Source organism: Clostridium sp. CS1-1 (assembly GCF_056135525.1).
This window is the reverse complement of the sequence record NZ_CM148680.1, coordinates 1,548,952-1,575,588: the sequence shown is the minus strand read 5'-3', so window position 1 is coordinate 1,575,588 and position 26,637 is coordinate 1,548,952. Positions and strand designations below refer to the sequence as shown.

The 26,637-nt window shown below is 29.5% G+C and carries 24 protein-coding genes and 2 pseudogenes; 9 read left to right on the top strand and 17 right to left on the bottom strand.

Annotated features, from left to right (window positions below; genetic code table 11):
- Positions 1 to 17: 17 nt before the first annotated feature.
- Genes AC0N0V_RS07060 through wsfD form a run of 5 tightly spaced genes read right to left on the bottom strand, consistent with a single transcriptional unit; the run spans position 18 to position 7,029 of the window.
- On the bottom strand, positions 18 to 2,111 hold the full coding sequence (locus tag AC0N0V_RS07060; protein ID WP_474463026.1) for a cellulose biosynthesis cyclic di-GMP-binding regulatory protein BcsB: 2,094 nt from the start codon (positions 2,109 to 2,111) through the stop codon (positions 18 to 20).
- Positions 2,112 to 2,121: 10 nt separating this feature from the next.
- Complete coding sequence (locus tag AC0N0V_RS07055; RefSeq protein WP_474463025.1) at positions 2,122 to 3,372, bottom strand: glycosyltransferase family 2 protein; 1,251 nt, start codon at positions 3,370 to 3,372, stop codon at positions 2,122 to 2,124.
- A 7-nt stretch (positions 3,373 to 3,379) separates the two neighbouring features.
- Positions 3,380 to 4,720, bottom strand: coding sequence for a DUF2334 domain-containing protein (locus tag AC0N0V_RS07050; protein ID WP_474463024.1), 1,341 nt, complete (start codon positions 4,718 to 4,720; stop codon positions 3,380 to 3,382).
- Positions 4,710 to 5,561, bottom strand: a complete 852-nt coding sequence (locus tag AC0N0V_RS07045; protein WP_474463023.1) for a GGDEF domain-containing protein — start codon at positions 5,559 to 5,561, stop codon at positions 4,710 to 4,712. The genes AC0N0V_RS07050 and AC0N0V_RS07045 overlap by 11 nt, the downstream gene beginning before the upstream one ends.
- Positions 5,551 to 7,029, bottom strand: a complete 1,479-nt coding sequence (gene wsfD, locus AC0N0V_RS07040) for a glycan biosynthesis hexose transferase WsfD (protein ID WP_474463022.1) — start codon at positions 7,027 to 7,029, stop codon at positions 5,551 to 5,553. The genes AC0N0V_RS07045 and wsfD overlap by 11 nt, the downstream gene beginning before the upstream one ends.
- A 243-nt stretch (positions 7,030 to 7,272) precedes the next feature.
- Here wsfD and AC0N0V_RS07035 point away from each other — a divergent pair, with 243 nt between their 5' ends.
- A complete protein-coding gene (locus AC0N0V_RS07035) occupies positions 7,273 to 7,878 on the top strand; it encodes a thioredoxin domain-containing protein (RefSeq protein WP_474463020.1) in 606 nt (201 codons plus the stop codon).
- Between the two features lie 20 nt (positions 7,879 to 7,898).
- Here the strand turns inward: AC0N0V_RS07035 and AC0N0V_RS07030 are convergent, their stop codons facing one another.
- Positions 7,899 to 8,507 (bottom strand): N-acetyltransferase family protein, encoded by a 609-nt coding sequence (locus AC0N0V_RS07030; protein WP_474463018.1) that lies wholly within the window; start codon positions 8,505 to 8,507, stop codon positions 7,899 to 7,901.
- 387 nt (positions 8,508 to 8,894) lie between these two features.
- On the opposite strand from AC0N0V_RS07030, the gene AC0N0V_RS07025 reads away from it, so the two are divergent.
- The 4 genes from AC0N0V_RS07025 to AC0N0V_RS07010 all read left to right on the top strand — a co-directional run bounded on the left by AC0N0V_RS07025 (position 8,895) and on the right by AC0N0V_RS07010 (position 12,267).
- Entirely contained in the window at positions 8,895 to 10,457 is a 1,563-nt protein-coding gene (locus tag AC0N0V_RS07025; protein ID WP_474464473.1) for an MDR family MFS transporter, read from the top strand.
- 187 nt (positions 10,458 to 10,644) lie between these two features.
- On the top strand, positions 10,645 to 11,016 hold the full coding sequence (locus AC0N0V_RS07020) for a hypothetical protein (RefSeq protein ID WP_474463016.1): 372 nt from the start codon (positions 10,645 to 10,647) through the stop codon (positions 11,014 to 11,016).
- Between the two features lie 183 nt (positions 11,017 to 11,199).
- Positions 11,200 to 11,367 (top strand): hypothetical protein, encoded by a 168-nt coding sequence (locus tag AC0N0V_RS07015; protein WP_474463014.1) that lies wholly within the window; start codon positions 11,200 to 11,202, stop codon positions 11,365 to 11,367.
- Positions 11,368 to 11,385: 18 nt separating this feature from the next.
- Positions 11,386 to 12,267, top strand: coding sequence for an SPL family radical SAM protein (locus AC0N0V_RS07010; protein ID WP_474463012.1), 882 nt, complete (start codon positions 11,386 to 11,388; stop codon positions 12,265 to 12,267).
- A gap of 262 nt (positions 12,268 to 12,529) precedes the next feature.
- Here the strand turns inward: AC0N0V_RS07010 and catA are convergent, their stop codons facing one another.
- From catA to AC0N0V_RS06995, 3 genes are all read right to left on the bottom strand, one after another.
- Positions 12,530 to 13,192: a type A chloramphenicol O-acetyltransferase gene (gene catA / locus AC0N0V_RS07005; protein ID WP_474463010.1), complete on the bottom strand. Its 663-nt coding sequence runs from the start codon at positions 13,190 to 13,192 to the stop codon at positions 12,530 to 12,532.
- Positions 13,193 to 13,425: 233 nt separating this feature from the next.
- Positions 13,426 to 13,701, bottom strand: a complete 276-nt coding sequence (locus tag AC0N0V_RS07000) for a CD3324 family protein (RefSeq protein ID WP_474463008.1) — start codon at positions 13,699 to 13,701, stop codon at positions 13,426 to 13,428.
- A gap of 349 nt (positions 13,702 to 14,050) precedes the next feature.
- Positions 14,051 to 15,517, bottom strand: coding sequence for a sensor domain-containing diguanylate cyclase (locus AC0N0V_RS06995; protein WP_474463006.1), 1,467 nt, complete (start codon positions 15,515 to 15,517; stop codon positions 14,051 to 14,053).
- A 333-nt stretch (positions 15,518 to 15,850) separates the two neighbouring features.
- Between AC0N0V_RS06995 and AC0N0V_RS06990 the strand changes: the two genes are divergently transcribed.
- Positions 15,851 to 17,263, top strand: coding sequence for a PdaC/SigV domain-containing protein (locus tag AC0N0V_RS06990; RefSeq protein ID WP_474463004.1), 1,413 nt, complete (start codon positions 15,851 to 15,853; stop codon positions 17,261 to 17,263).
- A gap of 365 nt (positions 17,264 to 17,628) precedes the next feature.
- On the opposite strand, the gene bioB is transcribed toward AC0N0V_RS06990, so the two are convergent.
- Positions 17,629 to 18,612: a biotin synthase BioB gene (gene bioB, locus AC0N0V_RS06985; protein WP_474463001.1), complete on the bottom strand. Its 984-nt coding sequence runs from the start codon at positions 18,610 to 18,612 to the stop codon at positions 17,629 to 17,631.
- A gap of 407 nt (positions 18,613 to 19,019) precedes the next feature.
- Positions 19,020 to 19,379: pseudogene (locus AC0N0V_RS06980) on the bottom strand (ABC transporter ATP-binding protein); the annotation flags it as partial.
- A gap of 247 nt (positions 19,380 to 19,626) precedes the next feature.
- Here AC0N0V_RS06980 and AC0N0V_RS06975 point away from each other — a divergent pair.
- The 3 genes from AC0N0V_RS06975 to AC0N0V_RS06965 all read left to right on the top strand — a co-directional run bounded on the left by AC0N0V_RS06975 (position 19,627) and on the right by AC0N0V_RS06965 (position 22,190).
- Positions 19,627 to 20,640, top strand: a complete 1,014-nt coding sequence (locus tag AC0N0V_RS06975) for an ABC transporter substrate-binding protein (protein ID WP_474462998.1) — start codon at positions 19,627 to 19,629, stop codon at positions 20,638 to 20,640.
- Positions 20,600 to 21,364, top strand: coding sequence for an ABC transporter permease (locus tag AC0N0V_RS06970; RefSeq protein ID WP_474462996.1), 765 nt, complete (start codon positions 20,600 to 20,602; stop codon positions 21,362 to 21,364). The genes AC0N0V_RS06975 and AC0N0V_RS06970 overlap by 41 nt, the downstream gene beginning before the upstream one ends.
- A 217-nt stretch (positions 21,365 to 21,581) precedes the next feature.
- Positions 21,582 to 22,190: an ABC transporter ATP-binding protein gene (locus AC0N0V_RS06965; protein WP_474462994.1), complete on the top strand. Its 609-nt coding sequence runs from the start codon at positions 21,582 to 21,584 to the stop codon at positions 22,188 to 22,190.
- Between the two features lie 161 nt (positions 22,191 to 22,351).
- Here AC0N0V_RS06965 and AC0N0V_RS06960 read toward each other — a convergent pair whose 3' ends face one another.
- The 6 genes and pseudogenes from AC0N0V_RS06960 to AC0N0V_RS06935 all read right to left on the bottom strand — a co-directional run.
- Positions 22,352 to 23,020, bottom strand: a complete 669-nt coding sequence (locus tag AC0N0V_RS06960; protein WP_474462992.1) for a Yip1 family protein — start codon at positions 23,018 to 23,020, stop codon at positions 22,352 to 22,354.
- Positions 23,021 to 23,179: 159 nt separating this feature from the next.
- Positions 23,180 to 23,617 (bottom strand): hypothetical protein, encoded by a 438-nt coding sequence (locus tag AC0N0V_RS06955; protein ID WP_474462990.1) that lies wholly within the window; start codon positions 23,615 to 23,617, stop codon positions 23,180 to 23,182.
- An 81-nt stretch (positions 23,618 to 23,698) separates the two neighbouring features.
- Positions 23,699 to 24,349: a PspA/IM30 family protein gene (locus AC0N0V_RS06950; RefSeq protein ID WP_474462988.1), complete on the bottom strand. Its 651-nt coding sequence runs from the start codon at positions 24,347 to 24,349 to the stop codon at positions 23,699 to 23,701.
- Between the two features lie 388 nt (positions 24,350 to 24,737).
- On the bottom strand, positions 24,738 to 26,216 hold the full coding sequence (gene malQ, locus AC0N0V_RS06945; RefSeq protein WP_474462986.1) for a 4-alpha-glucanotransferase: 1,479 nt from the start codon (positions 26,214 to 26,216) through the stop codon (positions 24,738 to 24,740).
- Between the two features lie 12 nt (positions 26,217 to 26,228).
- Positions 26,229 to 26,429, bottom strand: coding sequence for a substrate-binding domain-containing protein (locus AC0N0V_RS06940; protein ID WP_474462984.1), 201 nt, complete (start codon positions 26,427 to 26,429; stop codon positions 26,229 to 26,231).
- Positions 26,407 to 26,582: pseudogene (locus AC0N0V_RS06935) on the bottom strand (LacI family DNA-binding transcriptional regulator); the annotation flags it as partial. The gene AC0N0V_RS06940 and the pseudogene AC0N0V_RS06935, both read right to left, overlap by 23 nt.
- Positions 26,583 to 26,637 lie beyond the last annotated feature (55 nt).

Sequence of the window (26,637 nt, the reverse complement as noted above, 5' to 3'; positions counted from 1 at the left end):
CCATATGGCTTCCCCCTTTATTTAAACTTTTTATTTTTAAAATAATATAATAAGATTGCAATTACACTAAATATAAAAAATAAGCCTATAAACCCAATAAAAGTTTTAGTGCTTGCTTCTATTGTAGCATATTTGTCTTTTAAAGATTTGTCTCCTTCTTTTTTAAACTTATAAGCCTTTACATTACCATTGTTATCTATTAAAGCAGAATCTCCTGATAGTTTTGAGGATTGTTTTGTTGATGATAAAAAAGTTAATGATTTTAAGAGCAAATCTTCCTTTGGAGATGTCAATACTAAAAGAGCTTTTCCTTTATCATAAGGTGATATATCAAACTGGAATGAGGATATATTAGAAGCATAAGGTTCCGTTAAATATAATTTTTCATTTCCTTCAAATGAATTGTAACCTTTATTATATTTAAACCACAGTTTAGAATTTAAATCCTTTATTACTCGATTTCTCTGAGGCGTACCATATACTATAAGATTCATATTATAATATTTGTTTGAAAAATTCTTTTCTTCAACTACTTTTAAATTTCCATTATTATAATCTATATCTCTACCCATATACGAAAAAATTTTACTTATTCCTTCAATCTCATCTTCAGATAAATTCTCCGGTACTACAACCGCTAAATTATTAAAGTGTTTATCTGAAATAAATGGTTGAGGATAGCTGTCAAATTTATAAAAATCAATTTTATTATTAGGCACACATACATAGGAATCTCCAGTAATAAGAGCCCACGGCATTTCTTCTTGTCTAAATTGGCAATTAGAGTTTGGTTGCTCAAGATCAAAGGCAATTTTGATATCCATATAATTTGTCATTTGAATATCCTTAGGTATGTTTAGTTCTAGTTCATCTCCATTGCATTTATCTTTATCTAGCTTTTTACTACCTATAGGTGTTCCATTTATATATACAGTTAATAAGGAGCGATTAAAATCTAAGTTTTGTGAATATCTCGCGAAAAGCTTTATTTTAGCTCCACTAGATAAAGCTCTGTTTCTTGGAAGGGTATACCCTAACGATCCACTTTGTCTAAAGGGGCCTTTTAGATGAATTTCCTGTAGTCCTAAGTCCTTAAAAGTAAGATTCACTTTTTCTTGTGACAGGTCATTTTCCACTTTAGTATTTTTGTCCACCTTAAAAGTATCTACATTTAATTGACTTACTAAATTTTCATTCATTAATAATTTTATAGTTTTTGTTAACATATCTCCATTTTCACTTATCACTGCCATTAATTTATTTTTTTCATTGAAAGGAGAGGTTCCTTTTTTTATTATAGCGTTATATTTATAATCCTCCAGAGGAATATTTGCATATAACGTCTTGAACTTTTCAGGTAAATTGCTAATCCCACCAATGTATATTATATCTTTATCATTTGTTATGGCAGAATATTTCACTATAGCTCCACTATATTCTCCATTCTTATCCATCTTTCCAAGATAAGCTTGTAACATAAGTGCTGCTGATAATTCCTCTTGTTTATAATTATCCGGAATGGCTATTACACAATTACATTTATCCTCTTCATTAAGTCTAATAAAAGGATAAGTGAATTCTGATATATTATTTGTACTTTCTTTATCCATAAACCCCATCGATATATTTGACTTTCCCTGCAGTGTTATCCAATTTCCATTGTTAACATCATCATTGCAAGAATCATCAGATATTCTGCAGTAGGTATCTATCTTGAATTCATTCATTCCCTCTTTAATTAGTGAAATAGGTATTGTTAATTTGATATTTTGTGTTTCCTCTGAAGGTTTATAAAACACTTTTGAAGAAGATATAGCTGTACCATTTATTAGGAAGGTAATCGTTGCATCATTTTTCTCCTCTATTAATTGACTTATATTGAAAAATATATCTGTATTTAGTGATTGACCTTGTACATATTTATCCACCTGAAAAAATAAAGAATGTGATGAAAATACTCCTTTAAAATTAATATCACTTCCAAATTTAAAGCTTTTATATCTTACATCCCCTGAAGCAGCCTGGACCTTCATTAAGCTAATAGATACTATATTTATAATAAATATGATTAAAACTACTAATACACGTTTTAAATATCTACACTTTATCATTTTGTACCTCCTAGAATCTCTCGGTTTTATACCACTTTACTTCTCTTTTAAAAACAATATCCTTGATAAAGTTATAAAACCCAAGACCTGCTACCAATCCCCAAAGTTTACAATAAGTAAAATACATCAGCAATACTATAAGAAAATTATTAAAATCTAATTCTCCTTTTTCTGTAGATATAGCTACAAAAATAGATAGACAAAATACGCTATAAGCCATAATCCATAATATAAGACTATATCCTGCTATATTAAGTTTTATAACTTGGGCAAGCCCAAGTATAAAAAGTATATCCGAAAATATTACTGCTGATAAAAAGAATAAGTATATTAAAACATAATATAGCATATCAAATTTGCTCGCTCCACCGTCTTTATAGAAAAAATATTTAAAATTTTTAATAATAACATATACATTTCCTTTTGCCCATCTACTTCTCTGTTTAAACCATACTTTTAGAGTCTGAGGCTCTTGCTCCCAAGTTACTGATAGAGGCATAAACTTTATCTTATATCCCATTCTATATAGCCTAAAGCTTATTTCCGTATCTTCCGTTATAGCCCTTGTATCCCAGCCTCCCATTTCCTCGATTAAATTTCTTCTTATAACAAAATTGGTTCCAGGTATGGTACAAAGATTAAATAATTGCCATCTGCCTGCTTGTGCCATCCATTGAAATGTAAGTGTTTCAATATTGATAAATTTTGTAAGAAAGTTTATTTTCTTATTTCTACATCTAAATTTACCTATTACAGCACCTAGTTTTTTATCCTCTAAAATGGTTTGAATTAAATACCTCAAAGCCGTTTTCTCCGGAGTATTATCAGCATCATAAATAACTAAAAATTCTCCTTTACTTTTATTAAATCCCATATTTAATGCATTAGACTTTCCTTTTCCACCTATAATATTATCTGTATTTATTATAATTAAATTTCTACAAGAATTTTTTTCTTGCAATTCACTTAATATTTCTGAAGAATTATCACTAGAGTTATCGTTTATAATTATAATTTCATATCTATCCTTAGGATAGTCTAGTGCTAATAAGGCTTTTACAGTTTTTTCTATTACCATACCTTCATTATGAGCTGGAACCATCACTGAAACAAAAGGATATTCTTTTAATTCTTTTTCCATTTTCATTTTTAAAGTTTTCAGATAATAAATATATCCACCAATAACTAACATTATATTGACAAATATTGTTATCCATATAATAATTAAGGAATATAAAAGTAAAAAATCAAATACATTCATTATAAAATCATCCTCTATAGTCAAAGAATTTTTTTCTATCTATTTTAATGCTAGCCCAAACAACTATTACGAAGATAGCACATACAATACTTGTTATCTTTATTACTTTTCCATTTGCACTGCTTATATCAATAGTTTCATTTTTACTTTCCACTTCTGGTTGAAAATTCAAATGATTATTTTGTTCATTAACGGGTTTATTGTTTAGGAATATATCGGAAGTATTACAGTCTAATTTCATACCTCCTAATGTCATCCAACTATATAGATAATTTACATCACTAAAAGAAATTCTTTTATTTATAATCCGATTTACATCACTCTTAAAATTTTCCAAATCTAAATCTGAATCAAAACTAAATGCTATATTGCTAGTAGAATTGGATATTTTATACCTATACTCATCTTTAATGTCTATTTTATCTATCGCCTTGTCAAAATGATCTATAGAATATTTTTTCAAGTCAACTATTCCTATTTGACTATCCTTTTCTATAAAAATATTATTACTTGAATGAATTAATTCCTTATAATCTTCCTTATATAAGAATCCTTCCGGTATGTCTAAAGCTAAAGGATAAACTCCGTATTTTACATAGATCTGCTGAGCTAAATCCATTTTATTTTTCACATCTTTTCCTGGTATATTTTCACCAAAGATGACAGAAGAATGTAGTATTATTTTTCCCCCTTTGCTTTGAGCATACCTTAATACTTCGCAAAAGCGTTTCATAGCATCAAAATCCTGACTTTCATAAACCGGCATTACACTACATATAAAGGGAATTCCCTGATTATATAAAAAATCTATCTTTTGTATGAAGCTATTAAGATTTATAAAAGGATAGATCTTATCAAGTAACAAATATATATTTTCTTGTTTTTTTTCATTACCACTTATAATTTTTTGTATATACTTACCAAGTTCACTATAGCTTTCATTCTTTGAAGAAAACATACTTATATGACTAATATTTGGGGAAGCCTCTAAGATTTTATTGAAATTTTTCCCTATCCATATTATTTTGCCATTAAACTTTAATAGATTTTGAAGAAAGTCTTTTGATATTTCTGAAGAATTATTATATAGAACAAATAAAACTTCATATTTATTAATTGGATTTTCAGAATAAGAATTTACATTTACTATATCCGCTCCACTACAAGTGTTTAAAATTAATTGAACTAATGAATTTAATTTATTTTCCTCTGAACCATATTCATTGTAAGTATCATATAACACCGCAACCTTATTTTGTTCTGCTTTTACTTTTACACATGGAACTAAAAACAGTCCTATTAAAGTTATCACTATAAATAATTTAACTTCACTTATCTTAAACATCATAATCTACTTCCATATCTGCTTTATCTACAAAATCCATTGCATCCTTAACACCTTCGTTATAAGTATAATATCCTACTTGTATTTCTAACTTTAAACCTTTGAATATCTTATTTTTATCAATATTTATCCTGTCCATATTTTCTTTAAACCTTCTTTTTACTGTTTCACATCCCTCTTCATCAGAAATAAGTATAAATGCAAAGGTGTTATCATCATTGAGAATATATTTTCTATCTTCCAGTCTTAAAGTATCCTCTAACACTTCCGAGCATTCTACAATTATGCTTTTAAAGAAATCTTTTCCTACAATGCTTATAAGTTTTCTAGTATACTTAAATTTAACCAACATAACGGATATTGGTATATGATATCTTTTGCTCATACTCATATATATAGGAATTTCATTAAAAAGAGCTGAAGAATTCCTTATTCCTGTCAACTGATCTATCATTACCAAATTTTTATTTTCAGTATTAATCTCGTCCGCTTTAATTTGTAATTTAAGTATATATTTGGATAAGACAGATACTGCTATTGCCGTTAGTGGTATTACAATAACCCAATAATATACTCTTATATCCGCAGGAATGCCTTGTACAATACCTCTATAAAGTCTATAACTAGAATATCCAAAATCCACAATTAGAGTTGATATTATAGAGAAAGTTATATTTGTATAATAACTAATAAGAGCTATTGTCATGGCCAGTGTTAACATTATGTAATTTTCAAAGCTACCTTGGACTTCAATATATTGAAAAGACATGCATATAATAAAAAAATATGTTATAAGTAGTGTCATAAATATATCTATCTTTTTTCTATAATCTTCAAGTTCCATTTTTATCTCCTTCTATAACTGTACCTGATTTTTTATATACATTTTTAATAATTATACAAACTGAATATAAAAGCATAAAATCAAAGCTTACATTGAACATAAATAGATGCTTCCCAAGGTCTGCATCTCCCGCCCCTATTATAGAAATAAATATCTGAGATACTCCCACTAAAAACACGTATAAAAAGGCTTCTTCAAATAGTTGTGAATCTAAATCTTCATTTTTCCTTGCAATAAGATATCTTTTCGCCGCAAAAACAAAGTATATTCCAAATGCTACCACAGTTAAAAATAGGTTATGAGGTATATATTTTTCTTTTATGCTGCTCCAAAAAGAAAAGAAATAAGACTGTTGCTCAAAAGCTTTCCCTTCTCTTTTTTCATAGTTTCCTAAAACTTTAGGTCTAATGGAATATCCATTGATCACGGCAAAATTTATCATCTTTCCAAATATCCTAGGATTTTTTAAATAGAAGCCTAATATACTAAAAAATGAATACTTGCTGTAGAATTCCTTTTTTAATTTATCACTACTAGGATCAATAACCGGTAATTTATTAAAATATATAGTTTCTTGCAGCATAGAATATTGAGTATTTATATTGAATTCTTTTAATATTTCGTCTGCATTCCATTCATAAAGAAGCACTCCACGGGTCATTGCATGATATCTATTTATATAATCAAAATCACCAGATATGGATTTGTAAAAATACAGCGAAGAGAAAGCTATAGTTATTGTTAAGGCTAATGCGGTATAACGAAATCTTTTTCTTTTATTCGTTACGAATAACCTAAATAGTATAAATGCAACCAAAAATCCTACAGGAGCAAGTTGTTGCTTAGATCCTACAAAAACTAGAGATAATAAAAAGAACATAAGTAAAAATAAAATACTATAATTCTTAAATTTATACATATATAGTAATATTCCTAAGCTAAACAGAAAAAAGCTCAAATTTACAGCTTCTCCATAGAAAGAATTGAAATAAGCTACATAACCAGTATCACAGAATATAAAAACAAACAAAAGCGTTAATAACATTTTATATTTATTTAATTCTATATCCTCTGTTAGAACCCTTACTATTAGATAGGCACTAAATGCATATATTATCATATATATAAAGGCTAAAAATCTTATATCAAATACATAATCTTTAGTTATAAGTTTATCTATTAATACTGCACTCTTAGTTAATATTGATTGTGTGGTTACTATCATCTTTGGATTTTCATTATTATATTGATTGATACCATAATCCTTATCAAAATACCCTAAAAAGCTGTGCTGTTCATTATCTTGTAAATAGTACATATCACTTTGACTAATTATTCGAAAAAAATCTCCGTTATCAGCCATTCCAACTATAGGCCTCACAAATAAAGTAAGAGAACATATAAATATAACTAAAATAGAGGCTATGATTCCATAATTTATTTTCTTAACAATAATTTTAAATTTCATAATTAATTACCTTTAATTATTATTTTTTGATAGACATTATTTGCTTTTATCTAAAAAAATTTCTAAATTTAAATGACAATCGCTTAATGTAAACTAGTTCTTTAATATGAAATATAATATGATATTTATAATAATTGTATTACAAAAAAATTTTATATAATTAACACTAAATTCTCTTCATAAATAAATGAAGTTCTAAATAATCTTTATTAACATGTAAAGTACACTAAGGAAGTGGTTATAATGAAGAAGGCGTATTTATCTCTTTGCATTCTAATTCTTGTTTTTCTTATTGGATGTACAAGATATGAAAATACGAAAAGTACTTATGAATACGAAAAGGAACTAAAAAACAAATTAACTTTTGTAGACTATAATCAAGGATATATTTTTGGCATTAGTAAAAGTGCTCAAGTAATCATTGTTGAATATTCAAGCTACGAATGTATAGATTGTAAAAATTTACATAAAAATATTGGTAGTCTTTTAAAAAAATATATTAACAATGGGAGTCTATTATACATATACAAACCCGTTGATCATCCTAAGTTTAAAAATGATGAAAAAATAAATAGATATTTTAAACCAAATAGCTTGGATGACATCGAAAATATATTCGATAAATTTGACTATTATTCAAGAAAGCCCTATGAAACTGTTAAAACTGTCCTTAATTTAAAAGAAGAAGAAGAAGTTCCAAACTATGAAGTTATGAGTAAAGCTATATCAAACGAAATCATTGCTGGGAATATAACTGGAACTCCAACCGTGTATATAAATGGAAAGAAGTATGAAAAAGTATTTACCGAGGACGAATTTCAAAAAATACTAGATTTATATATAAAGTAAAATATCAATTATAAAATATTTTATTGCTCACCTATTATCATCTGTTCTGCTTTTTCAAGTATTGAATTAAATTCAGTCGTATTATTTATTTCATTGATAGTTTTTGGCTTAATAGGCATTTCCGAATAGTCCTGAATTTTTAATTCAAACCATTTCACATCACGCCAACTGCCAAACTTATATCCTACATTATGATAAACACCTACTGGTTTGAATCCAAATGATTCATGAAAACTTTCACTTTTAATATTAGGCAAAGCAACTCCAGCATAGGCATTGTAATAACCTTGTAGTTTTAACAGTTCAAATAATACAAAATATAGCGTTTTACCAATCCTATTTCTATGATATTCTGGTTTTATATAAATTGAGAAATCTACAGACCAACCATATGCCGCACGATCACTAAATGAAGAGGCATAGGCATATCCTATTACACTACCCTTGTCTTCACATACAAGCCAAGGATACTTCTTTTGAATATTAGTTATTCTTTGAGTAAAGTCTGCTATAGTTGGCACCTCATATTCAAAAGTTATAGAGGTATCAGTTATAAAATGGGCGTAAATTTCTAAAATTGAAGCACTATCAGCATCAGTAGCAAGCCTAATTTTCTTATTTGTTGACATTTCCATCTCCCCTTAAAAAGCAATATTAACAATAAGCATTCTTCAAATTCATCATATTAAAATAATAATAGTATTTTCTAATTATATTTTATACCTATATGTTAAAAAACACCATTCATAAGCTTATAGATAAAGAAATTTAAAGCTTGATTTACATAAAGGATACTTTTATCCATTATTTTGATTCGAATCAGATACTGTTATCTATTAAATATGATAGGTTTGAACTACCAACCGAAACTGTAGAATATTACAAATCAAATCGGGTAACAATAAATTTGCCTATAAAAAAACAACTCCCTCGAAAGAAAGAAAGGAAGGATGGCGATGGGCACTAAATCTAAACGTAATTTATTATTAAACAAGCAATTGTTAAGTAAAGAACAGATGTCAACGCCACCAGACATAAAGCGTAATATTTTAATTGTCGGACTTCTGCTGGGTATTTTTTTCTCTTCATTAGATCAAACAATTGTAGGAACAGCAATGCCCAGAATAATAGGTGAACTAGGTGGTTTAGATATTATGGCTTGGGTAACCACCGCTTACTTACTAAGTTCAACAACAGTTGTACCTATTGCCGGAAAATTATCGGATGTTTTTGGTCGTCGTGCAATGTATGTAGGAGGTCTAGTAACATTTATGCTAGGTTCTATGTTATGTGGAACAAGTAACAACATGACAGAACTTATCTTATACCGCGGACTACAAGGAGTTGGTGGCGGAATGTTGATGCCGATGGCTATGACAATTGTAGGAGATATTTTTCCTCCAGAAAATCGTGGTAAGTGGCAGGGCGTTATAAGTGCTGTGTTTGGACTTTCCTCCATAGTGGGACCTAGTATTGGTGGATGGTTTGTAGACAACTCTAGCTGGCGATGGGTATTCTACGTAAATATACCAGTAGGACTACTTGCTGCAATCACCGTTTTTATAGGGTTAAGCGGAGAAAAACGCGTTGAGGATAAGGCGTCTATAGATTATTTCGGAGCAATAACTCTAATTATAGCAATAGTTTCCCTATTGCTAGGCTTAAGTCTAGGCGGTAAAGATTATCCTTGGAACTCATGGCAGATAATTGGACTATTTGCTATCTCTCTAGTATTTAGTATATTCTTTGTCTTTATTGAATTTAAAGCAAAAGATCCTATTTTAAGTCTGCATCTTTTTGAAAATAAGGTTTTTATAGGTGCCAATATAGTAGGATTTTTAATGGGACTTGGAATGTTTGGTGCTATGATGTTTTTGCCGCTTTTTATGCAGGGTATAATTGGGATTAGTGCAACTAAATCAGGAAATTCATTAATTCCGATGATGCTAGGAATGATAGTAACAAGTGTGCTCGGAGGACAGTTGGTAACAAAAGTACGATTCAGAACTCTCTTTATTTCTGGAATAGTTCTAATGGCATTAAGTTTGTATTTGTTAAGTACTATGGGTGTTACTACAACACGTTTTACTGTAAGTCTGTATATTATCATATTAGGGCTTGGAATGGGTCTTATTATGCCAACAATAACCTTAGCAGTACAAACAGCCTTTTCTATTGAACAGCGTGCAGTAGCTACTTCATCAACTCAGTTTTTCCGCAGCATAGGAAGTACTCTTGGCGTAACAATACTTGGAGCTGTACTTAATTATCGCTCTGCAAACTTATTAAATGAGAACTTCTTTCCAATTGTTGATAGAATTCCTACATTAAAAACTGGTGCTCTAGGTGCTATACTTCAAAATGCTCATAGTAATCCACAAAATTTATTCAATACTTTATTGAATCCAGATATATTAAATCAAATACCTGCACAAGTACAACAAATTATAATTCCTCCTATTAAAACTGCATTAGCAGATTCGCTTCACACTGTGTTTTTAGTTTGCACAGTTATTATATTACTTGGGATACCTTCAAGTTTCTTACTAGGTAAATCAAAAGTAATTAAAAAAGCTTGATTTAATCACATATTTACCCAAATATTAATTAACTTTAATAACAAAAAGAAACTGGCTCACCAGTTTCTTTTATTTTCCTGTTGTGATTCGGTTCCCTTATTTATAAGTATATAATATTAATTAATGCTTTGGGAATTATAAGTATATAGTTATTCAAATTAATAATAAATAGAGGAGGCGAGATTTTATGAAATTTAAAAGTTTATGCATAGCATTATTATTTATCCTTCTTTTAAACTTTAACAATATAGCATCAGGTTCTAAAATACAACCTAACATGTCAAGTAGCCTAAGAATCATCTCATCAGCTACTAATCTTAAATCTGGAGATTTAGGCTTCATAAGAATACAAGGAAAACCTGGAACAAGATACAATTTACATACTTTATATCAACGTGAAGGTAACACAGTTGCTGTAACACAAATACGCGTTACAGATGCTAATGGTCAAACTACCTTTAATTGGGTCGTAGAAAGTGGGAGTACACCTGGAACAAATACAGCAACAATTACTGGTGGTGGAGAATCAATAGCTACTACTCATACAGTTACACAATAAATAAGATAATTTCCAAACGAAACAATTTATGCTCATAAGTTATTCATTATATTGGATATCACTAAAGAATTAGAAGCTTCTAGCTGATGAAGTATGACATGTTTTTCTCATATATGTTGTTAAACTTGACACACTGCTGTCAAGTTTTTTGTTGTATAATGCTTCTAAGGTGATTATATGCAAATGTCTAGGTTACTTGAAATAGTATATATGTTGCTTTATAAAAAAATAATAGTAGTAAAAAATGATGATTGTTCCTTCACTGTTACTACTTATTTACCAGAAGGCGATTGGATTCATAATAATATCCTTTCCTTTAGAACAGATATTGAAGTTTTAGAGCCTAATTAATGATGAAGGAGGGGTAATATGGACTTTATTTCTGCAAAAACCATAATAACGAGAACTAAAAATGACTCTTGGTTCGGAAAAGACTATAATATGAATCTTTATAAAGGCTGTTGTCATGGTTGTATATACTGTGATAGTCGCAGTGACTGTTACGGAATAGATAACTTCGATACTGTAAGAATTAAAGAGAACGCCATAAGTATTGTTGGAAAGGAATTGAAAAGTAAAGTAAAAAAAGGTGTTATTGGCACTGGCGCCATGTCCGATCCTTATAACCCTTTTGAAAAAGATTATGAGCTTACAAGGCAATCTTTAGAGTTAATCAACGCATATAAATTTGGAATCGCTATTGACACAAAGAGCAGCTTAGTTATAAGAGATATTGATATACTAAAGAGAATAAATATACACTCTCCTGTTATTGTAAAAATAACTATTACTACTTATGATGATAAATTATGCAAGATTATTGAGCCCAATGTAGCTCTATCCTCAGAAAGATTTACAGCAATTAAACAGCTTGCTGATAACGGCATTTATACAGGAATAATATTAACTCCTGTACTACCTTTCTTAGAAGATAACTCAGATAATATTAAGAATATTGTTCGTCTTGCCTATGAAAACGGAGCAAAATTTGTTTATGCTGGTTTAGGTGTTACCTTAAGACAGAATCAAAGACAATGGTATTATAAAAAATTAGATGAGCACTTCTCAGGGCTTAAAGAAAAATATATAAAGCATTATGCGAATTCCTATCAATGTCAGTCACCTTATTATAACGAGTTATGGCAACTATTCAAGTTAGAATGTAAAAGATATGGTTTAGCCTATCAAATGGAAGAAATTATAAAGTCATACAAGTATAAAAATATTTACAATCAGTTATCTATGTTCTAATTTTTAAGGAAATAGCTTGCCGGTACATATACTTTCAAGAAAGTAATGGAATTTTAAGAATAGGTAGTTATTGCAATTTTTAAGGAATAAAGTTACTAGTTAAAAATCTCTATAGATACTTCGAAAGAATAAATAGAGATTTTTTAACTATTTAAATACTTAATATACTGCAAAGCAACTTACCCACTAGTAATCTATTTCATTTTATTGATTTAATCCTTCAGCTTTGTGCAATACTCTACGCAATATTATTGCCCATTCATCAGGCATATCTACATAACCACTCATCACAATTATCTGATAGTATTTGTAGTTCATTAAAAAACCTACTTGTATGATATCCATCACAAACTGCATGATGCACCTGTAAAGAAAGTGGTAATAATACTCTCCCATCTTGCTCAAAATATTTGCCATATGTGATGATTGGCAAGAGATAGGTTCCATCTGTATAAACGTTCAGGTTAAATCCTGTAAAGCTAACCCATGGAATGCAAGAAACAGGAAAGGTGTTCTTAGGTTCATTTTCTTTTGAAAAAAATTTTTTTACATCTCCATATTTTCTGATATCATCAAGATAATTGCTGTGGAATAGACTGAAATCATCCGAATAAATCGTCCAAATATTAGTGAATGTCTCACTATCCTTCTGGAAAAAAGTAAAACAAGGATTCATACTCTCCCAATATCCAAGTTTACCCTTTTCATCAAAACAAGTTCGGAATTCTTCATGTCTGTTTATTACTTTAGTAGTCATATAAATCAAGGCAGGATATAGCTTTATACTATGATTTTTTAATTTTTTAATCAAATCTGTAATGTCGATATTAGCTGTCATACTATATGTACATCTAACGTTGTTTAAATAGTGGTCAAAATATGGCCTTCTACTCCAATTTTTTTTATCTATTAATCTAAAATACATAGAAATCAACTCCTCGTGTAAAAATTATAAATATCCTTTGATTTATCTTGAATTACGATTACGAACCAATAATGTTAAATTCTAAGGAAAAACATCATAACTTCAGTCTTCATAAAACATTATAACTTGACTTGTTCTTTCCCTCTAGTTCATAAATACTTCTGTAATAATGTTGTCCATATAAAAAGCGGTACTTGAATAGTACAATTACTAATTTCAAATACCGCTTTAACTTATAATTTCTTTTTTATTTCTCTAATTATTCTTCTAATAGTATGCTCAGTAAGATAATATTTCCCAGTAAGTGATTTAATGGATGCCCCTTTTTTGAAGTCATTATAAATCTCTTTATTTCTATCCACTAATTCATCTTTTGCTCCACTATTTTCTCCCCAAGACTTCTTGTTTTCACATTTCCTAGGTATATATATATACACACCATCTATATATTGTTGAATTATTTCAACCACATCTTCTGGTAATATATTTTGTGCTTTTTCATATCTCATAATAATTGCTCCTATCTACATTATTTCGTAAATAATGAAGCAAAGTCTGCACAAAAATATTTAGCCAAAATTAATTTTTAGCTTCGGCTCCTAACAAACCTATGTCTATATCTTCATACAGCTTTGCACGGAGCCTTCACTAGTAACAGGTAATTTTTTATTTGCCATTCTTTGTTCCCCCTTTTTTAATCTATATTAATAGTTTAAGTTTTACTACCTTTAGAAAATGATTTTATCACATTTTCCAGAGGATTCAAATAATATTTTTACTATTCAATCACCTAAATTCAAAAATCACTTTAAACTATACTAAATAATAAGGCATCTTCAAAAGCAACTAGCATACTAACTAATTACTTTTTGAGAATACCTTATATTTATACATATTTTTATCTGCTATTTTTATTAACTCATTAAAATCATTGCTTTCCTGCGAAAACTCAGCAATTCCGTAGCTAAAACTACAAAAAATATTGTGTTCTTCAAATATAATTGGATTATTTTTAAATTCAATATTTAAATTATGAAACTTTTGAATCAAATTTTTAGAATCAATGTTGAAAAAAACTGCCGTGAATTCATCCCCACCAATTCTAGCTACTATATCTTCGGGACCCATAATTGTTTTTAATCTAAATGCGAAATTCCTTATTAGCTCATCTCCCGCTAAATGACCATAAGTATCATTTATGATCTTTAAGCCATTTAAATCAAATATAACTACTAAAAGCCTTCTATTGTTTTCCGCAGCTTCTCTAAAGAAATGATTATACAATTCTTCAAAATATCCTCTGTTATAGACATTTGTTAATTTATCAAACCTAGATAAATAGATTGTTTCTTCATAGAGTTTATTCCTACTAATACCAATTTCAATTTGACTTTTTAGGTAATCCATTACTTCTATATCAGTTTCATCAAATGCATCATTATGTGTACTTTCAACATTTATAAAACCATACAGCTTTCCATCTAGAAGAATAGGTGTGCTAATAGAGCATTCTAATTTAGATTTCTCCGTACTCTCTAGAATATAACTATGTTCACTTAAATCAAGGCTTTGAATATCATTAACTATAATTGTATTTCCAATTTCTCCATGGTTTTTCTTCATATAAAAGGCCTGACTCAATTTAATTTTAAATTCTTTAGCTTCGTTATAATCATAACCCTTACTTGCAACAATCTTTAAATTTTCTTCTTTATCCAAAACCATTACGCATCCAATATCTGCATTCCCCATTGCTGAAGTTACCTTTTCTAAAACCAAGTCTAATAGTACATTTATATTATTCTCTCTAATAATAATTTGATTTATCTCTAGCATAGCCTCTTGTAGTTTTAGCATTCTGCTAGTCTTTTTTTCTAATATTATTCGCCCTGTAATATCGGTCATATTTCCTATAATGCCATTTATCTCTCCATTCCTCTTCAAAGTAACAATTATTGTAATCAGAACCTCGCGTACATGTCCATCTTCATCATTGATTTTCACAACAAAAGTTTGTTTTTCCTTAGACCTTATCAGTTCTCTGCTCTTCTTATTATATACCTCTGCGATTTCCTTTGGAAAAACATCATTAATTGTATGACCAATAATTTCGTCTTTTCTTAAACCTAAACACTCCATTAGAGCTGAATTACAATATTTAAATACGCCATTTGTATCATTGTAGAAAATTGGATTGGGATTTGTTTCTATAAGTGTCTTCAGAAAACGTAATTTTTTATTTAATGGCAACTTTATATATATACGTCTACTGAAAATCGATATTTTTTTACGTAATATGCACAATAAGCTTTTAAAAATTGACATTAAAATTCCTCCTTAAGACAATTATATAATAAAATATTAGATTATTCTATTTTTTCCGATACATAATATACTATATTTTGCATTGTAATTGATAACTTCTTAATTTTACATTACTAACATTTTTATATTGTTTATACATAAATAAAATTTAATTCATTCATTAGATTAAGGTAGTAAGTACAATCTTTTTATTTTGCATAACTAAAATTAATAATTTTCTTTTAACAGTTTTTTGCTATTTGTAAACATTTTGTAACCCATCTTTATAATCTATAATGTATAGTATAAACATAGCAGCAAATAACAAATAGTACAAATTAAGGAGTAGATATAATGAAAAAAATATTTTGTTTAGGGTTAATTGGGATACTAAGTTTTGGAGTTACTTCTTTTGCAAAGGCAGCACCAATATCTCATCCTATCCCAGCTTCCAATGTACAAGGTAGACAAATTACTGTACAATCTAAAGTAAAAGTTTCAACAAAAGAGGTAAAAGACAGCCAGGAAGCTTATAAAATTAATTTACAAATTCCAGTGCTAGAAAAAGTTCAAGATACAGAAATTCAAACTGCCATTAATACCTTTATAGAAAAAGATGCACTTGCTTTTGCTCAGGATATAAAAAATCAAGCACTCAAATTTGCAGAGAATTCAAAAAAACAAGGCTGGAAAGTACGATCTTATGACGTCTCTACTAGCTACAAAGTTACCTACAATGAAAACAATATAATAAGCATAGCTTGCACTTACTATAGTTACACCCTTGGTGCTCATGGAAACTCTGAAATAAAAACTTTTAACTTTGATTTAACGACTGGAAAACAGCTTGCTTTAAAAAACCTACTTAACAAAAATGAAAACTATATCTCTGTTATTAATGAAGAGATTCAAAAACAAATAAAATTAGATCCAAGCAAATATTTTAGTGAAAAGAATCAAGGTTTTATTACTATTAGATCAGATCAACCTTTCGGAATCGAGAGTGACAATGTGATTCTTTATTTTAATCCTTATGAAATTGCACCATATTCAACAGGCACTTCACAGTTTAAGATTCCGTTCTCCTTATTTAAAGAAGGAGTAAAAACAGGCTTTGAAGTGAAGGCAGATTCCGTAAAAGTAGTGCCAGAATTAATTTCAGAAAAAAGTGAAGCTTTAACTTCTGATATAAAGATTCCAGTACTAAAGGATCTAAAAAATGAAAAAATACAGTCTGAAATAAATAAAACTTTTGAAAAAAGAGCCTTAGAACTTAAAGAACAAATGACAACTGAAGGAAAAGATGCTTTAAAAGATGCCAAAAATTATGGCTATGAAGCTAAGCCTTATAGTCTCCTTGTAGATTATGATATTTCCTACAATGAAAAGAATATTATAAGCATTACCGTTATCTATTATCAATATACCGGAGGTGCTCATGGAAATACTCTTACTGAAACCTCCAATATCAATCTAAAAACTGGAGAAAAAATAGTACTCAAGGATTTCTTTAAAGAAGGAGTAGACTATAAAAAAATAATTACAAATGAAGTAAAGAAACAGATGGCTACAGAGGCTAAATTCTATCCAAATGCATCTATAGCATTAGATTCAATTTCAGACAATCAATCGTTTTACATCGCAGAAGATGGCATCGTAATCTATTACCAGCCATATGAAATTGCTCCCTATGCTGCTGGTACTCCTGAATTTAAAATTCCATTTTCAGTGCTAAAAGATAGTTTAAAACCTCATGTAGCTCACTAACTACAATTTAACCTAATTAACCTAAAATTCTATCTATCTCCCATCACACTCTACGAAAGCGACTATTACAAAATCATAGATTTTGGATATCTGCTTGTCTGTTGGTGGGAAATAACTTAAAATATAATTTTAGTGTAAGAAATAGTGATAACTTCTACTTAGAAAATTTAAGCGAAGTACAAAAGAGCATTTATTGATTTACGCACATCAATAAATGCTCTCTAATAAAATCTGCAGGTAAACAATAAAAGCCTTCTTCAAAGCTTATGGCTCCTATCCCATGAGGAAGCTCTCCTCTCCCTAGAGAGTTCTTTCTAAACTTTCCATCCTTATCATCATCTATAATAGATTCTAGTAATAATCTCTTATCTATTTTTTCTAACTCTCAGCTTTAATTCACTTACCATTTTCTTATCATCATATATTTTATTCCCTGATGTTGTCAGGTAGTTTCCTGTAATTGTAGCATTAGCTCCTGCATTAAAGCAACTTTTGCCAAATCCATCAATGAGGTTTCTTCCTCCAGCAAGTCTTATAAAAGCCTTAGGATTCACAAATCTAAAGATAGCAATAGTTTTTAGTATCTCCTCCTGACTTAACCTTTCTGCATTTTCTAGAGGTGTTCCCCTAACCGGATTCAATACATTTACAGGAATAGACTTAACATCCAGATCCTTTACTTGAAAAGCTAGCTTAACCCTATCTTCTAAACTTTCTCCAAGCCCAATAATTCCTCCCGAACAAATAATCATTCCAGCCTTCTTAGCTGAATTTATAGTATCTATTCTTTCATCATAGCTGTGAGTTGTACATATCTTTTCATAGTACTCTCTACTAGTTTCTAAGTTATGGTGATACATAATTATTCCCTTCTCCCTTAGCTTAAGGAATTCCTCATACCCTAATATTCCTAATGAGGCACATAAATCCATTTTCACTTTCTTATTTAACTCATCATATATGTCTAAAACCTTATCAAAATCACTGTCCGTAATTCCTTTGCCACTAGTCACTAATGAAAACCTATTTACTCCTTCTCTTTCGTTTTCCTTAGCCAAGTTTAATGTTGCTTCCTTTGAAACTAACTCATATACCTCTATATTAGTCTTATAGTGGCCAGATTGAGCACAAAACTTGCAGTCCTCTGAACAGTGCCCTGACTTTGCATTCATGATAGTACAAAGATCTACTTCCCCACCACAAAAAAACTCTCGTATTTTGTTAGCACTATTACATAGTTCTAATAAGTCTTCTTCTTCTTCAATGCTTGCTAATTTCATAGCCTCCTCAAAACTTATGGTTTGTTCTTCTAAAATCTTTTTTTCTATACTCTTAATAAAATCTCTCATGTTGTGCTCCTCCCCTATTTTACCTATAACATAGGCCGTTGTAATAAATCTCTTAGTTTTAAACCTAAAATTGCGTCATCTAAAGCAGAAATAAATATTGAAGAGTAAAAAATATATAGGGTATAGCCTAAGCCCCAATTGACGTTAAAGCAATAAACATCGCTATTGAAATTAGGTTTCTTGTACTTCTCATAAAATGTACCCTTTCACAATATTTACTTTTATATTAATAATAATAAATACACACCTTATTGTCAACTTATATATTATTTTAAGTTAACAATATGTTTAAAAAGAGCAGCTTGTGAATCTTACTTCACAGCTACTCCAAAACCTAATTAAAAATATTCTTTTAACTCGTGAAAACTTAAATAACTAAATATTCATAAGGCTATTAAAGATTATATTTAGCATATGCTTGCACTTTCCAACTCTTTCTCCTGAAGGAGTTGACTTGTATATAATCTGTAATAATATCCTTTCCTTCTTATCAATTCTTTATGATTTCCAGTTTCAATAACTCTTCCTCTACTTATAACAATAATTTTATCTGCTGAAACTATAGTAGAAAGTCTGTGTGCAATAACGAAACTTGTTCTATCAGAAAGAGCTTTATCTATTGCATTTCCTATCATTTTTTCGGTTTCTGTATCAATAGAGGATGTCACCTCATCAAAGACAAATATAGATGGATTGGCTATAATAGCTCTTGCAAAGGATATAAGCTGTTTTTCATCAGTTGAAAGATTTCCTCCACTTTCCCCTATCAAATGTATATAATAGACTTAATTATAATGACACTATCTCTCATAAAGATTGATGTATTTTGAGTATGTCATTTTCTTTACTTGAAATTAATGCTATAATTGGTATATAAATGATTTATATTTTCTCTGTATTTAAAATTGCTACTATTCTTTTTTCGAAAACATAATTTTAGTGTAATGTTAAATTATGAAATACAGTATAATTTCATTGTTCACCTAAAAATTCTTACATAGAAGGAGGATTACTATGAAAAAAACAATAGTAAAACTATTAATGTCATTCATACTAGTGATATCATCATTATTTGCAGTAGGCTGCTCAAAAGATTCCAGTGCCACCGGACAAGCTTCGCCTGATACTAAGAATGATAAAATTAAGATAGCGGCTTTAAAAGGCCCTACTGGCATGGGTATGGTAAAACTGATGGAAGAAAATAAGGATAGTTATGATATATCTTTATTTGATTCACCTGACCAGATAGTTTCAAAAGTCGTAAACGGTGAAGTAGATGGTGCAGCAGTTCCATCAAACTTGGCTCCAGTTCTTTATAACAAGACACAAGGTGGAGTTCAATTAGTAGGAGTAAATACACTAGGAGTCCTATACATAGTTGAGAATGGTAACAGCATAAAGGATATAAAAGATTTAAAAGGTAAAACCATTTATGCCAGTGGAAAAGGTAGTACACCTGAATTTGTTTTAAATTATATACTTGAGAAAAACGGATTAGCTCCAGATAAAGATGTTAAAATTGAGTACAAAATGCAACATAGCGATATTGCTACAGCAGTAGCATCAAAAGAAGTTAAAATAGCTGTTTTACCTGAGCCCTTTGTTACAACAACCAAAATGAAAGATACTGATTTACAGATACCAATAGACTTGACTAAAGAGTGGGAAAAAGCGTCAGAAGGTAAAGGAAAGTTAGTAATGGGAACTTTAGTATTTAGAAAGGATTTTATAGATAAAAGAGGAACAGATTTAGATGAATTCTTAGGTAAATATAAAGATTCTGTAGATTTTGTAAATAAAAATAAAGAAGATGCGAGCAAATTAATTGAAAAGAATGGAATATTGCCAAAAGCTAAAGTGGCAGAAATGGCCATTCCAAAGTCTAATATTATATTTATTAGTGCAAAGGATGGAAAAGCATCCTTAGATAAATTCTACAATGTTTTAAAGGAAAGTGACCCAAAATCCATCGGAGGAAAAATGCCAGATGAAAATTTCTACTACAAAGGAACTGAGAAAAGTAACTAGAAAAATATTAATACTAATATTTTGGATGTTGGTTTGGGAGCTTTGCTCCCTTTTTATTAATAAACCACTTTTACTTCCTTCTCCTATAGAAGTTGCAAAAGTATTAATTTATCTAGTAGGCAAAGTATATTTCTGGAAAAGTGTTTTAAATAGCGTAACTAGGGTTATTTTAGGTCTTTTCTTATCTATTGGTGTGGGAATATTTCTAGGAATTACTGCAGGACTTACTAGGTTTATAGAAGAATTATTGGAACCTATAATGGTTGTTATAAAATCTACTCCCGTTATGTCCATAATAATACTAGCTTTAGTTTGGTTTAAATCCTCCAGTGTAGTGATTTTTACCACTATACTAATATGCTTTCCTATAATATACACAAATGTACTACAGGGAATAAAAGCTGTAGATAAACATTTAATTCAAATGGCTAATATATATAAAGTTAAAAATAGATATATAATAAAGGATATATATCTGCCTTGTATAAAACATTATATTGTTTCAGGGATATTGATGTGTTTGGGGCTTGGCTTTAAAGTTTCTGTGGCTTCTGAAATATTAAGTACCCCAAGATACTCTATAGGTTTAAATCTCTTAAATGCCAAATCAACCTTAGAAACTGCGGAGCTTTTTGCATGGACTATTGTGGTAGTTTTATTAAGCTTTATTTTTGAACTTATATTTAAATATTATATAAAAGGCAGAAATAATGGTTTGAATTAGTCAACAGTGTCTAATATAGTTGATAATTGCCCTTTTATATGATTCTATATTCAATAAGTAATCCTTAAAGATATTGATATGATTCCACTTTAATATAATTTTTTATAAATAAATTAATTACTATTCGTGTTCTGCAGATTTGTTTGCCAAATTAATGATGATATATAATAATGGAAAAATTGTTATACTTAAATTTTCTGCGGAGGTATTAATAAAATTGTCAATTAGTTATGAAGTTCAGCTAATAAACTTATGTAAATCTTTTGAAGGAACTAAAGTTTTAGAAAATATAAATATGAGTTTTATTGAAAATAAAATCTCTGTCATTTCAGGACCTTCTGGTTGTGGAAAAACCACACTATTAAACATTATAAGTGGTATTGAAAAGGAAGATAGTGGACAGGTTTTTTTAAAAAATAATAGTATATCCTACATATTTCAAGAAGATAGGCTTATTCCCCATCTTACAGTTTATGAAAATATATCCTTTGTATTAAAATCTACGATGAATAAAGAAGAGATGGATAGTATTATACGTAGGTATTTAGAAATTGTTAAACTAACTGACAACAAAGATAAACTTCCTTCTAAGTTAAGTGGAGGAATGAAGAGAAGAGTCTCCATTGCTAGAGCTTTTGCTCATAAAAGTAGATTACTTTTAATGGACGAGCCCTTTAAGGGCTTAGATGATAAGCTAAAAACTGAAATAATAGAAGATTTTTTAAAACTCTACGAAAAGGACAAAAGAACTGTTATACTTGTAACTCACGATATGAAGGAGGCAAAACTCTTAGGAAATGTGATTTACTCTTTATCTGATGGATAACCACTCTAATACTTTCCTATGATTCAAGCTTCACCTAGTGCTAAGATAACAAAAGATTATTTGCATATTTGAACGTCAATTTCAATATTAAAAATGCTTTAAATTTAAAGCAGCAAAAAGCGGTCTTAACCGCTTTTTCATATTTTTAGAATAATTCATGATTATAGTATAACCATAATAGCTGTTGCAGCAGCATAAATTCCAAAGACAATAATAGATGCTTTTTTGATTTTCATTTTGTAAACAACCGAAGTACCAATTGCCGATAAAGCTAAACTCCATATACTAAAAAAATCTATTTTTGATAAAAGTTTATAAATAATACTTGTTTCACTTACATTTGAATTTAAAAACATTGCTAAACTCATTGTTACATTTTTAAAGTTTTCAGGATCTGTAAACAAAATTACTATTGCAGCTACTATTCCACCTATTGCTATTGGAATATATGCTAACGTATTTATGCAAAATAATTGCTTGAAGTTTCCTGTTTCTTTTGATATCACAGTTATAAGTTTAATTAGTACAGTAGCTATAAGTATCATAATTACCGGCCCAAGCAGTGCTGCACCTATCGCTGAACCTATAATAAAGTTTTTAACAACTGGATTTGCCAGTTGAGCAGCATTTTGTGTTTGCTGAGCATTTAAAATTATAAAACTTAAAAGTTTTGGCAATTCTACTATTGTAGCAATTAATTGAACTAATGTTATAGGCAATAGATACTTAAATATTCTCGGATCCTCTATAACTCTCTCAAAAGTCTCTTTTGGTTCTATTATAACCCCTATAATATTTTTAATAGTTCCCGGTTTATTTTCTTCTGACATTTATATCCCCCCCCAATGCAAAATACAACTTTTAAATAACACTATCTCTGGATTGTTATTTTCCGCACTTTGTATTTACATTATATATATGCGACAGTTTTTAATTATAGTTATCACTTTAATAAGTAAAAAACCTGCATCTAAAGCAGGCTTTTGCTTCTATAATAAATCCATAGCTGATTTTTCTAGTGATTCTAGTTTGCTTTCGTAATCAATAAAGACAGAATCATAAGTCTCTTTAAGCATTTTGAAATAATTTATAAAGTCCTGCTGCTTTTGCTGACTTATTTTAAATTTAGCAGCAAGCTTTTTTAAAAATTCAATTTCTTCGTCTTCATATGCCCCATCTATTAATGCTAATCCCAAAAGTTCTAAATAAATTATATTCTTAACTCTATCTGTAGATGCTTCAAATTCACTAACAGTTAATTCAAAATCTACGTTATTTAATGTTTCATTAGTTAAAGATAATTCTTCAATATATTCCTTCAATAAATCTTTTTCTTTCTGAGCAAATGCTCCATCTATCTTAGCTAGAGTCTCAACTAAATTTACAAAAGCTATAGCTTCTTTTTGATTAAGTTCATTTAAAAACATTATAATCCCCCTCTAAAACGTAAAATAGTGCTAATAAACATAATATTACTATATAATCATTACGCTGTTAATGTTACATTATTAGCTTTGTTTATATTTTTGCAATTCAGCCTCTAGATCTACTTCCTTTAACTTTTCAAATTCCTTATCTAAAGAGTTATCTTCTCTTAAATCACTTAAGCCTTCAGCGAAAGCTTCCTTTTTCTGAATTTTTCTTTCTATATCATCTAAGTTTATCTTGTTACTTCCAGCATCTACATTAGCCAAAATTTCATTAACTTTTTTACTAGCCTCTGCATTATTGTATCTTGCAGCAGCTTCATCTCTGTAGGTCCTAGTCTTTTCAACCTCTGATTCTAAATCTCTTAACTTTTTCTTAATTGCTTCAGCCTTTTGTACTGCATCATCATAACTAGCTTTTAGTGAATCATAACTTTTATCAGCTTCAATTTTTTTTGCTAAAGCTTTTTTAGCCAATTCCTCGTTTCCCTTACTTATAGCAAGTTTAATCTTTTCGTCAAATTCTTGTGATGTTCTTTTAGCATTATTCATCTTCTTTTCAATTTCATGAACATTTCCTAAAATCTGTGCAGATGAGAGTTTTGCTCCATTTAAACTTTCCTCCATATCTCTTATCTTTTGGTTTAAAAGTTCTATTGGATTCTCCACCTCATCTAAAGCGTTATTAACCTTTGACCTAAAAATATTTGATATTCTTTTAAACATTCCCATAAAATTCTCCTCCTGAAATCCTTTAATAAGGACGTATTAATTAATATAAGTTTATTATATAGTATTCAATACAATATAACAACGTTAATTTAATCCTTATTTATTGATTTTTGAACCATATTTTCAAAATGTTTAGCTCAATCTCTTTATATCTAAATTTTCCTTGAATTTTCGAGTATATTTCCATCATTTTCAAAAAACTTTTTTTCGTCTCTTACTTTCCCTAAATCAATATTTATTACCCATTAGCAAAAAGACTGTAAACAAATTGCTTTGCCCACAGTCGAGTAACATTAACTTTCTATCCTTATATTTTCTTTTACCATAATCCACCTTAAGAATTCTACCTATAGTTAGATTAAGCTGCTTAATATCCAACATTTTACTTCTACCTTCCATACAACTTTGTAATTTTATTAATTTTCTGAGATAACTTACTAGTTAAGTCCTCTCTCTTTACTCTCCATCGCCAGTTTTCTCCTATGGTTGATGGAATATTCATTCTTGCTTCACTTTCAAGACCTAAATAATCCTGGAGCTGAGCAACAGCAAGGTTTCCTACTGAGCTTAATGCTCCCCTAATAAATCCCCAGTTGTACCCTTCCTTTTTATTTAATTTTAGATATCTTTTAGCAAAGTTTATATCACTGTTATTAGCATTTTCAAACCATCCCATAACAGTGTCGTTATCATGAGTTCCTGTGTAAACTACACAGTTCTTATCATAATTATGAGGCAGATAATCACTTTCTTCTCTAGTGTCAAAGGCAAATTCTAGCACCTTCATTCCTGGGTAACCAGTAGCACTTCTAAAATTTATCACCTCTTCAGTCAAATATCCTAAGTCCTCAGCTATGATTTCTACTTCCCCCAAAGCTTCTTTTATCGTATTAAACAGTTTTATTCCCGGTCCCTTTACCCATTCACCATTTACTGCTGTTTTTTCACCATAAGGTATTTGCCAGAATGATTCAAAACCCCTGAAATGATCTATTCTTGTTATATCATAAAGAGTAATATTGCCTTTAATTCTCTCTACCCACCATTCATAATTGGTACTTTCTAAGTAATCCCAATCGTATATAGGATTCCCCCATAACTGACCAGTAGCAGAAAATGCATCAGGAGGGCATCCAGAAACCTTAATAGGTTTTTTATCCTCATTAAGGAGAAATACTTTACTGTTTGCCCAAGTGTCTGCACTATCTTCCGCTACATAAATTGGAATATCTCCTATGATCTTGATTCCGTTAGAATTTGCATATCTTTTTAAATTGTTCCATTGCTTAAAGAAAAGATACTGTAAAAATGTCCAGTAGTATACCTCTTCCTTTAATTCTTCTTTATATTTTTCTAGTGCACTTTTGTTTCTTAGTTTAATATCCTCATCCCACTCTTGCCATGATTTTAAATTAAACCTCGATTTTACCGCCATGTATAGTGCATAGTCCTCTAGCCACTCTTTATTTTCCTTTATAAATTTATCTATTTCATCAGCATATTTTCCTTTGTTATTTTCAAATGCAAGCCTCAAAATAGGCATTTTATTGTTAGAGATCTTTTCATAATCTACCTTTTCAATATCATTTCCAAAATCCACCTTTTCATAGTCTTCCTTTTGAAGTAAGCCTTCCTCTGCAAGCAAGTCAAAATCAATAAAGTATGGGTTACCTGCAAAAGTTGAAAAGGATTGATATGGCGAATCGCCCGCTCCAGTAGGTCCTACAGGTAATATCTGCCAGTATTTTTGACCTGATTTTACTAAAAAATCTACAAATTCATAAGCTTCCTTTCCAAAGGTTCCAATGCCATATGGACTTGGTAAAGATGTTATATGCACCAAAATACCACTGCCTCTTGTAATCATTATAATGCTCCTTTACCCCTTTAAATTAACAGATTTTCTTTCTAGTAGCTCTGTTTCAAAGACAACATGCTCATGTTCTTTCTTATTTTTAATTAAGACAAACAATATATCTACACTCTTTTCTCCCATTTGCTTTACAGGCTGTTTAACCGTAGTTAATGATGGATGAAAATATTTCGTATAATCAAGTATTTCTTTTGAGATTCCTTGCACTATTGTTGGGTACGTAATTAAACTCTTCTATTACATTCAGTAATTTTTGTCTTGTCTCCCCCTTGGCATCAGGATGTTTGTTAAAACCCTTGATACTATACTTACCCCTACTCCTGCAATTCTTGATATACCCTTTATTGTAAAGTCACTCATTTAAAAACTTCTCCTTCAAAAACTGTATATCATAACGTTCTAACAAATGTTATGA

Bases quoted from the DNA above. Each gene is read 5' to 3' on its own strand.
- AC0N0V_RS07060 (WP_474463026.1), bottom strand. From the start codon at position 2,111: ATGATAAAGTGTAGATATTTAAAACGTGTATTAGTAGTTTTAATCATA.
- AC0N0V_RS07055 (WP_474463025.1), bottom strand. From the start codon at position 3,372: ATGAATGTATTTGATTTTTTACTTTTATATTCCTTAATTATTATATGG.
- AC0N0V_RS07050 (WP_474463024.1), bottom strand. From the start codon at position 4,720: ATGATGTTTAAGATAAGTGAAGTTAAATTATTTATAGTGATAACTTTA.
- AC0N0V_RS07045 (WP_474463023.1), bottom strand. From the start codon at position 5,561: ATGGAACTTGAAGATTATAGAAAAAAGATAGATATATTTATGACACTA.
- wsfD (WP_474463022.1), bottom strand. From the start codon at position 7,029: ATGAAATTTAAAATTATTGTTAAGAAAATAAATTATGGAATCATAGCC.
- AC0N0V_RS07035 (WP_474463020.1), top strand. From the start codon at position 7,273: ATGAAGAAGGCGTATTTATCTCTTTGCATTCTAATTCTTGTTTTTCTT.
- AC0N0V_RS07030 (WP_474463018.1), bottom strand. From the start codon at position 8,507: ATGTCAACAAATAAGAAAATTAGGCTTGCTACTGATGCTGATAGTGCT.
- AC0N0V_RS07025 (WP_474464473.1), top strand. From the start codon at position 8,895: ATGTCAACGCCACCAGACATAAAGCGTAATATTTTAATTGTCGGACTT.
- AC0N0V_RS07020 (WP_474463016.1), top strand. From the start codon at position 10,645: ATGAAATTTAAAAGTTTATGCATAGCATTATTATTTATCCTTCTTTTA.
- AC0N0V_RS07015 (WP_474463014.1), top strand. From the start codon at position 11,200: ATGTCTAGGTTACTTGAAATAGTATATATGTTGCTTTATAAAAAAATA.
- AC0N0V_RS07010 (WP_474463012.1), top strand. From the start codon at position 11,386: ATGGACTTTATTTCTGCAAAAACCATAATAACGAGAACTAAAAATGAC.
- catA (WP_474463010.1), bottom strand. From the start codon at position 13,192: ATGTATTTTAGATTAATAGATAAAAAAAATTGGAGTAGAAGGCCATAT.
- AC0N0V_RS07000 (WP_474463008.1), bottom strand. From the start codon at position 13,701: ATGAGATATGAAAAAGCACAAAATATATTACCAGAAGATGTGGTTGAA.
- AC0N0V_RS06995 (WP_474463006.1), bottom strand. From the start codon at position 15,517: ATGTCAATTTTTAAAAGCTTATTGTGCATATTACGTAAAAAAATATCG.
- AC0N0V_RS06990 (WP_474463004.1), top strand. From the start codon at position 15,851: ATGAAAAAAATATTTTGTTTAGGGTTAATTGGGATACTAAGTTTTGGA.
- bioB (WP_474463001.1), bottom strand. From the start codon at position 18,612: ATGAGAGATTTTATTAAGAGTATAGAAAAAAAGATTTTAGAAGAACAA.
- AC0N0V_RS06975 (WP_474462998.1), top strand. From the start codon at position 19,627: ATGAAAAAAACAATAGTAAAACTATTAATGTCATTCATACTAGTGATA.
- AC0N0V_RS06970 (WP_474462996.1), top strand. From the start codon at position 20,600: ATGAAAATTTCTACTACAAAGGAACTGAGAAAAGTAACTAGAAAAATA.
- AC0N0V_RS06960 (WP_474462992.1), bottom strand. From the start codon at position 23,020: ATGTCAGAAGAAAATAAACCGGGAACTATTAAAAATATTATAGGGGTT.
- AC0N0V_RS06955 (WP_474462990.1), bottom strand. From the start codon at position 23,617: ATGTTTTTAAATGAACTTAATCAAAAAGAAGCTATAGCTTTTGTAAAT.
- AC0N0V_RS06950 (WP_474462988.1), bottom strand. From the start codon at position 24,349: ATGGGAATGTTTAAAAGAATATCAAATATTTTTAGGTCAAAGGTTAAT.
- malQ (WP_474462986.1), bottom strand. From the start codon at position 26,216: ATGATTACAAGAGGCAGTGGTATTTTGGTGCATATAACATCTTTACCA.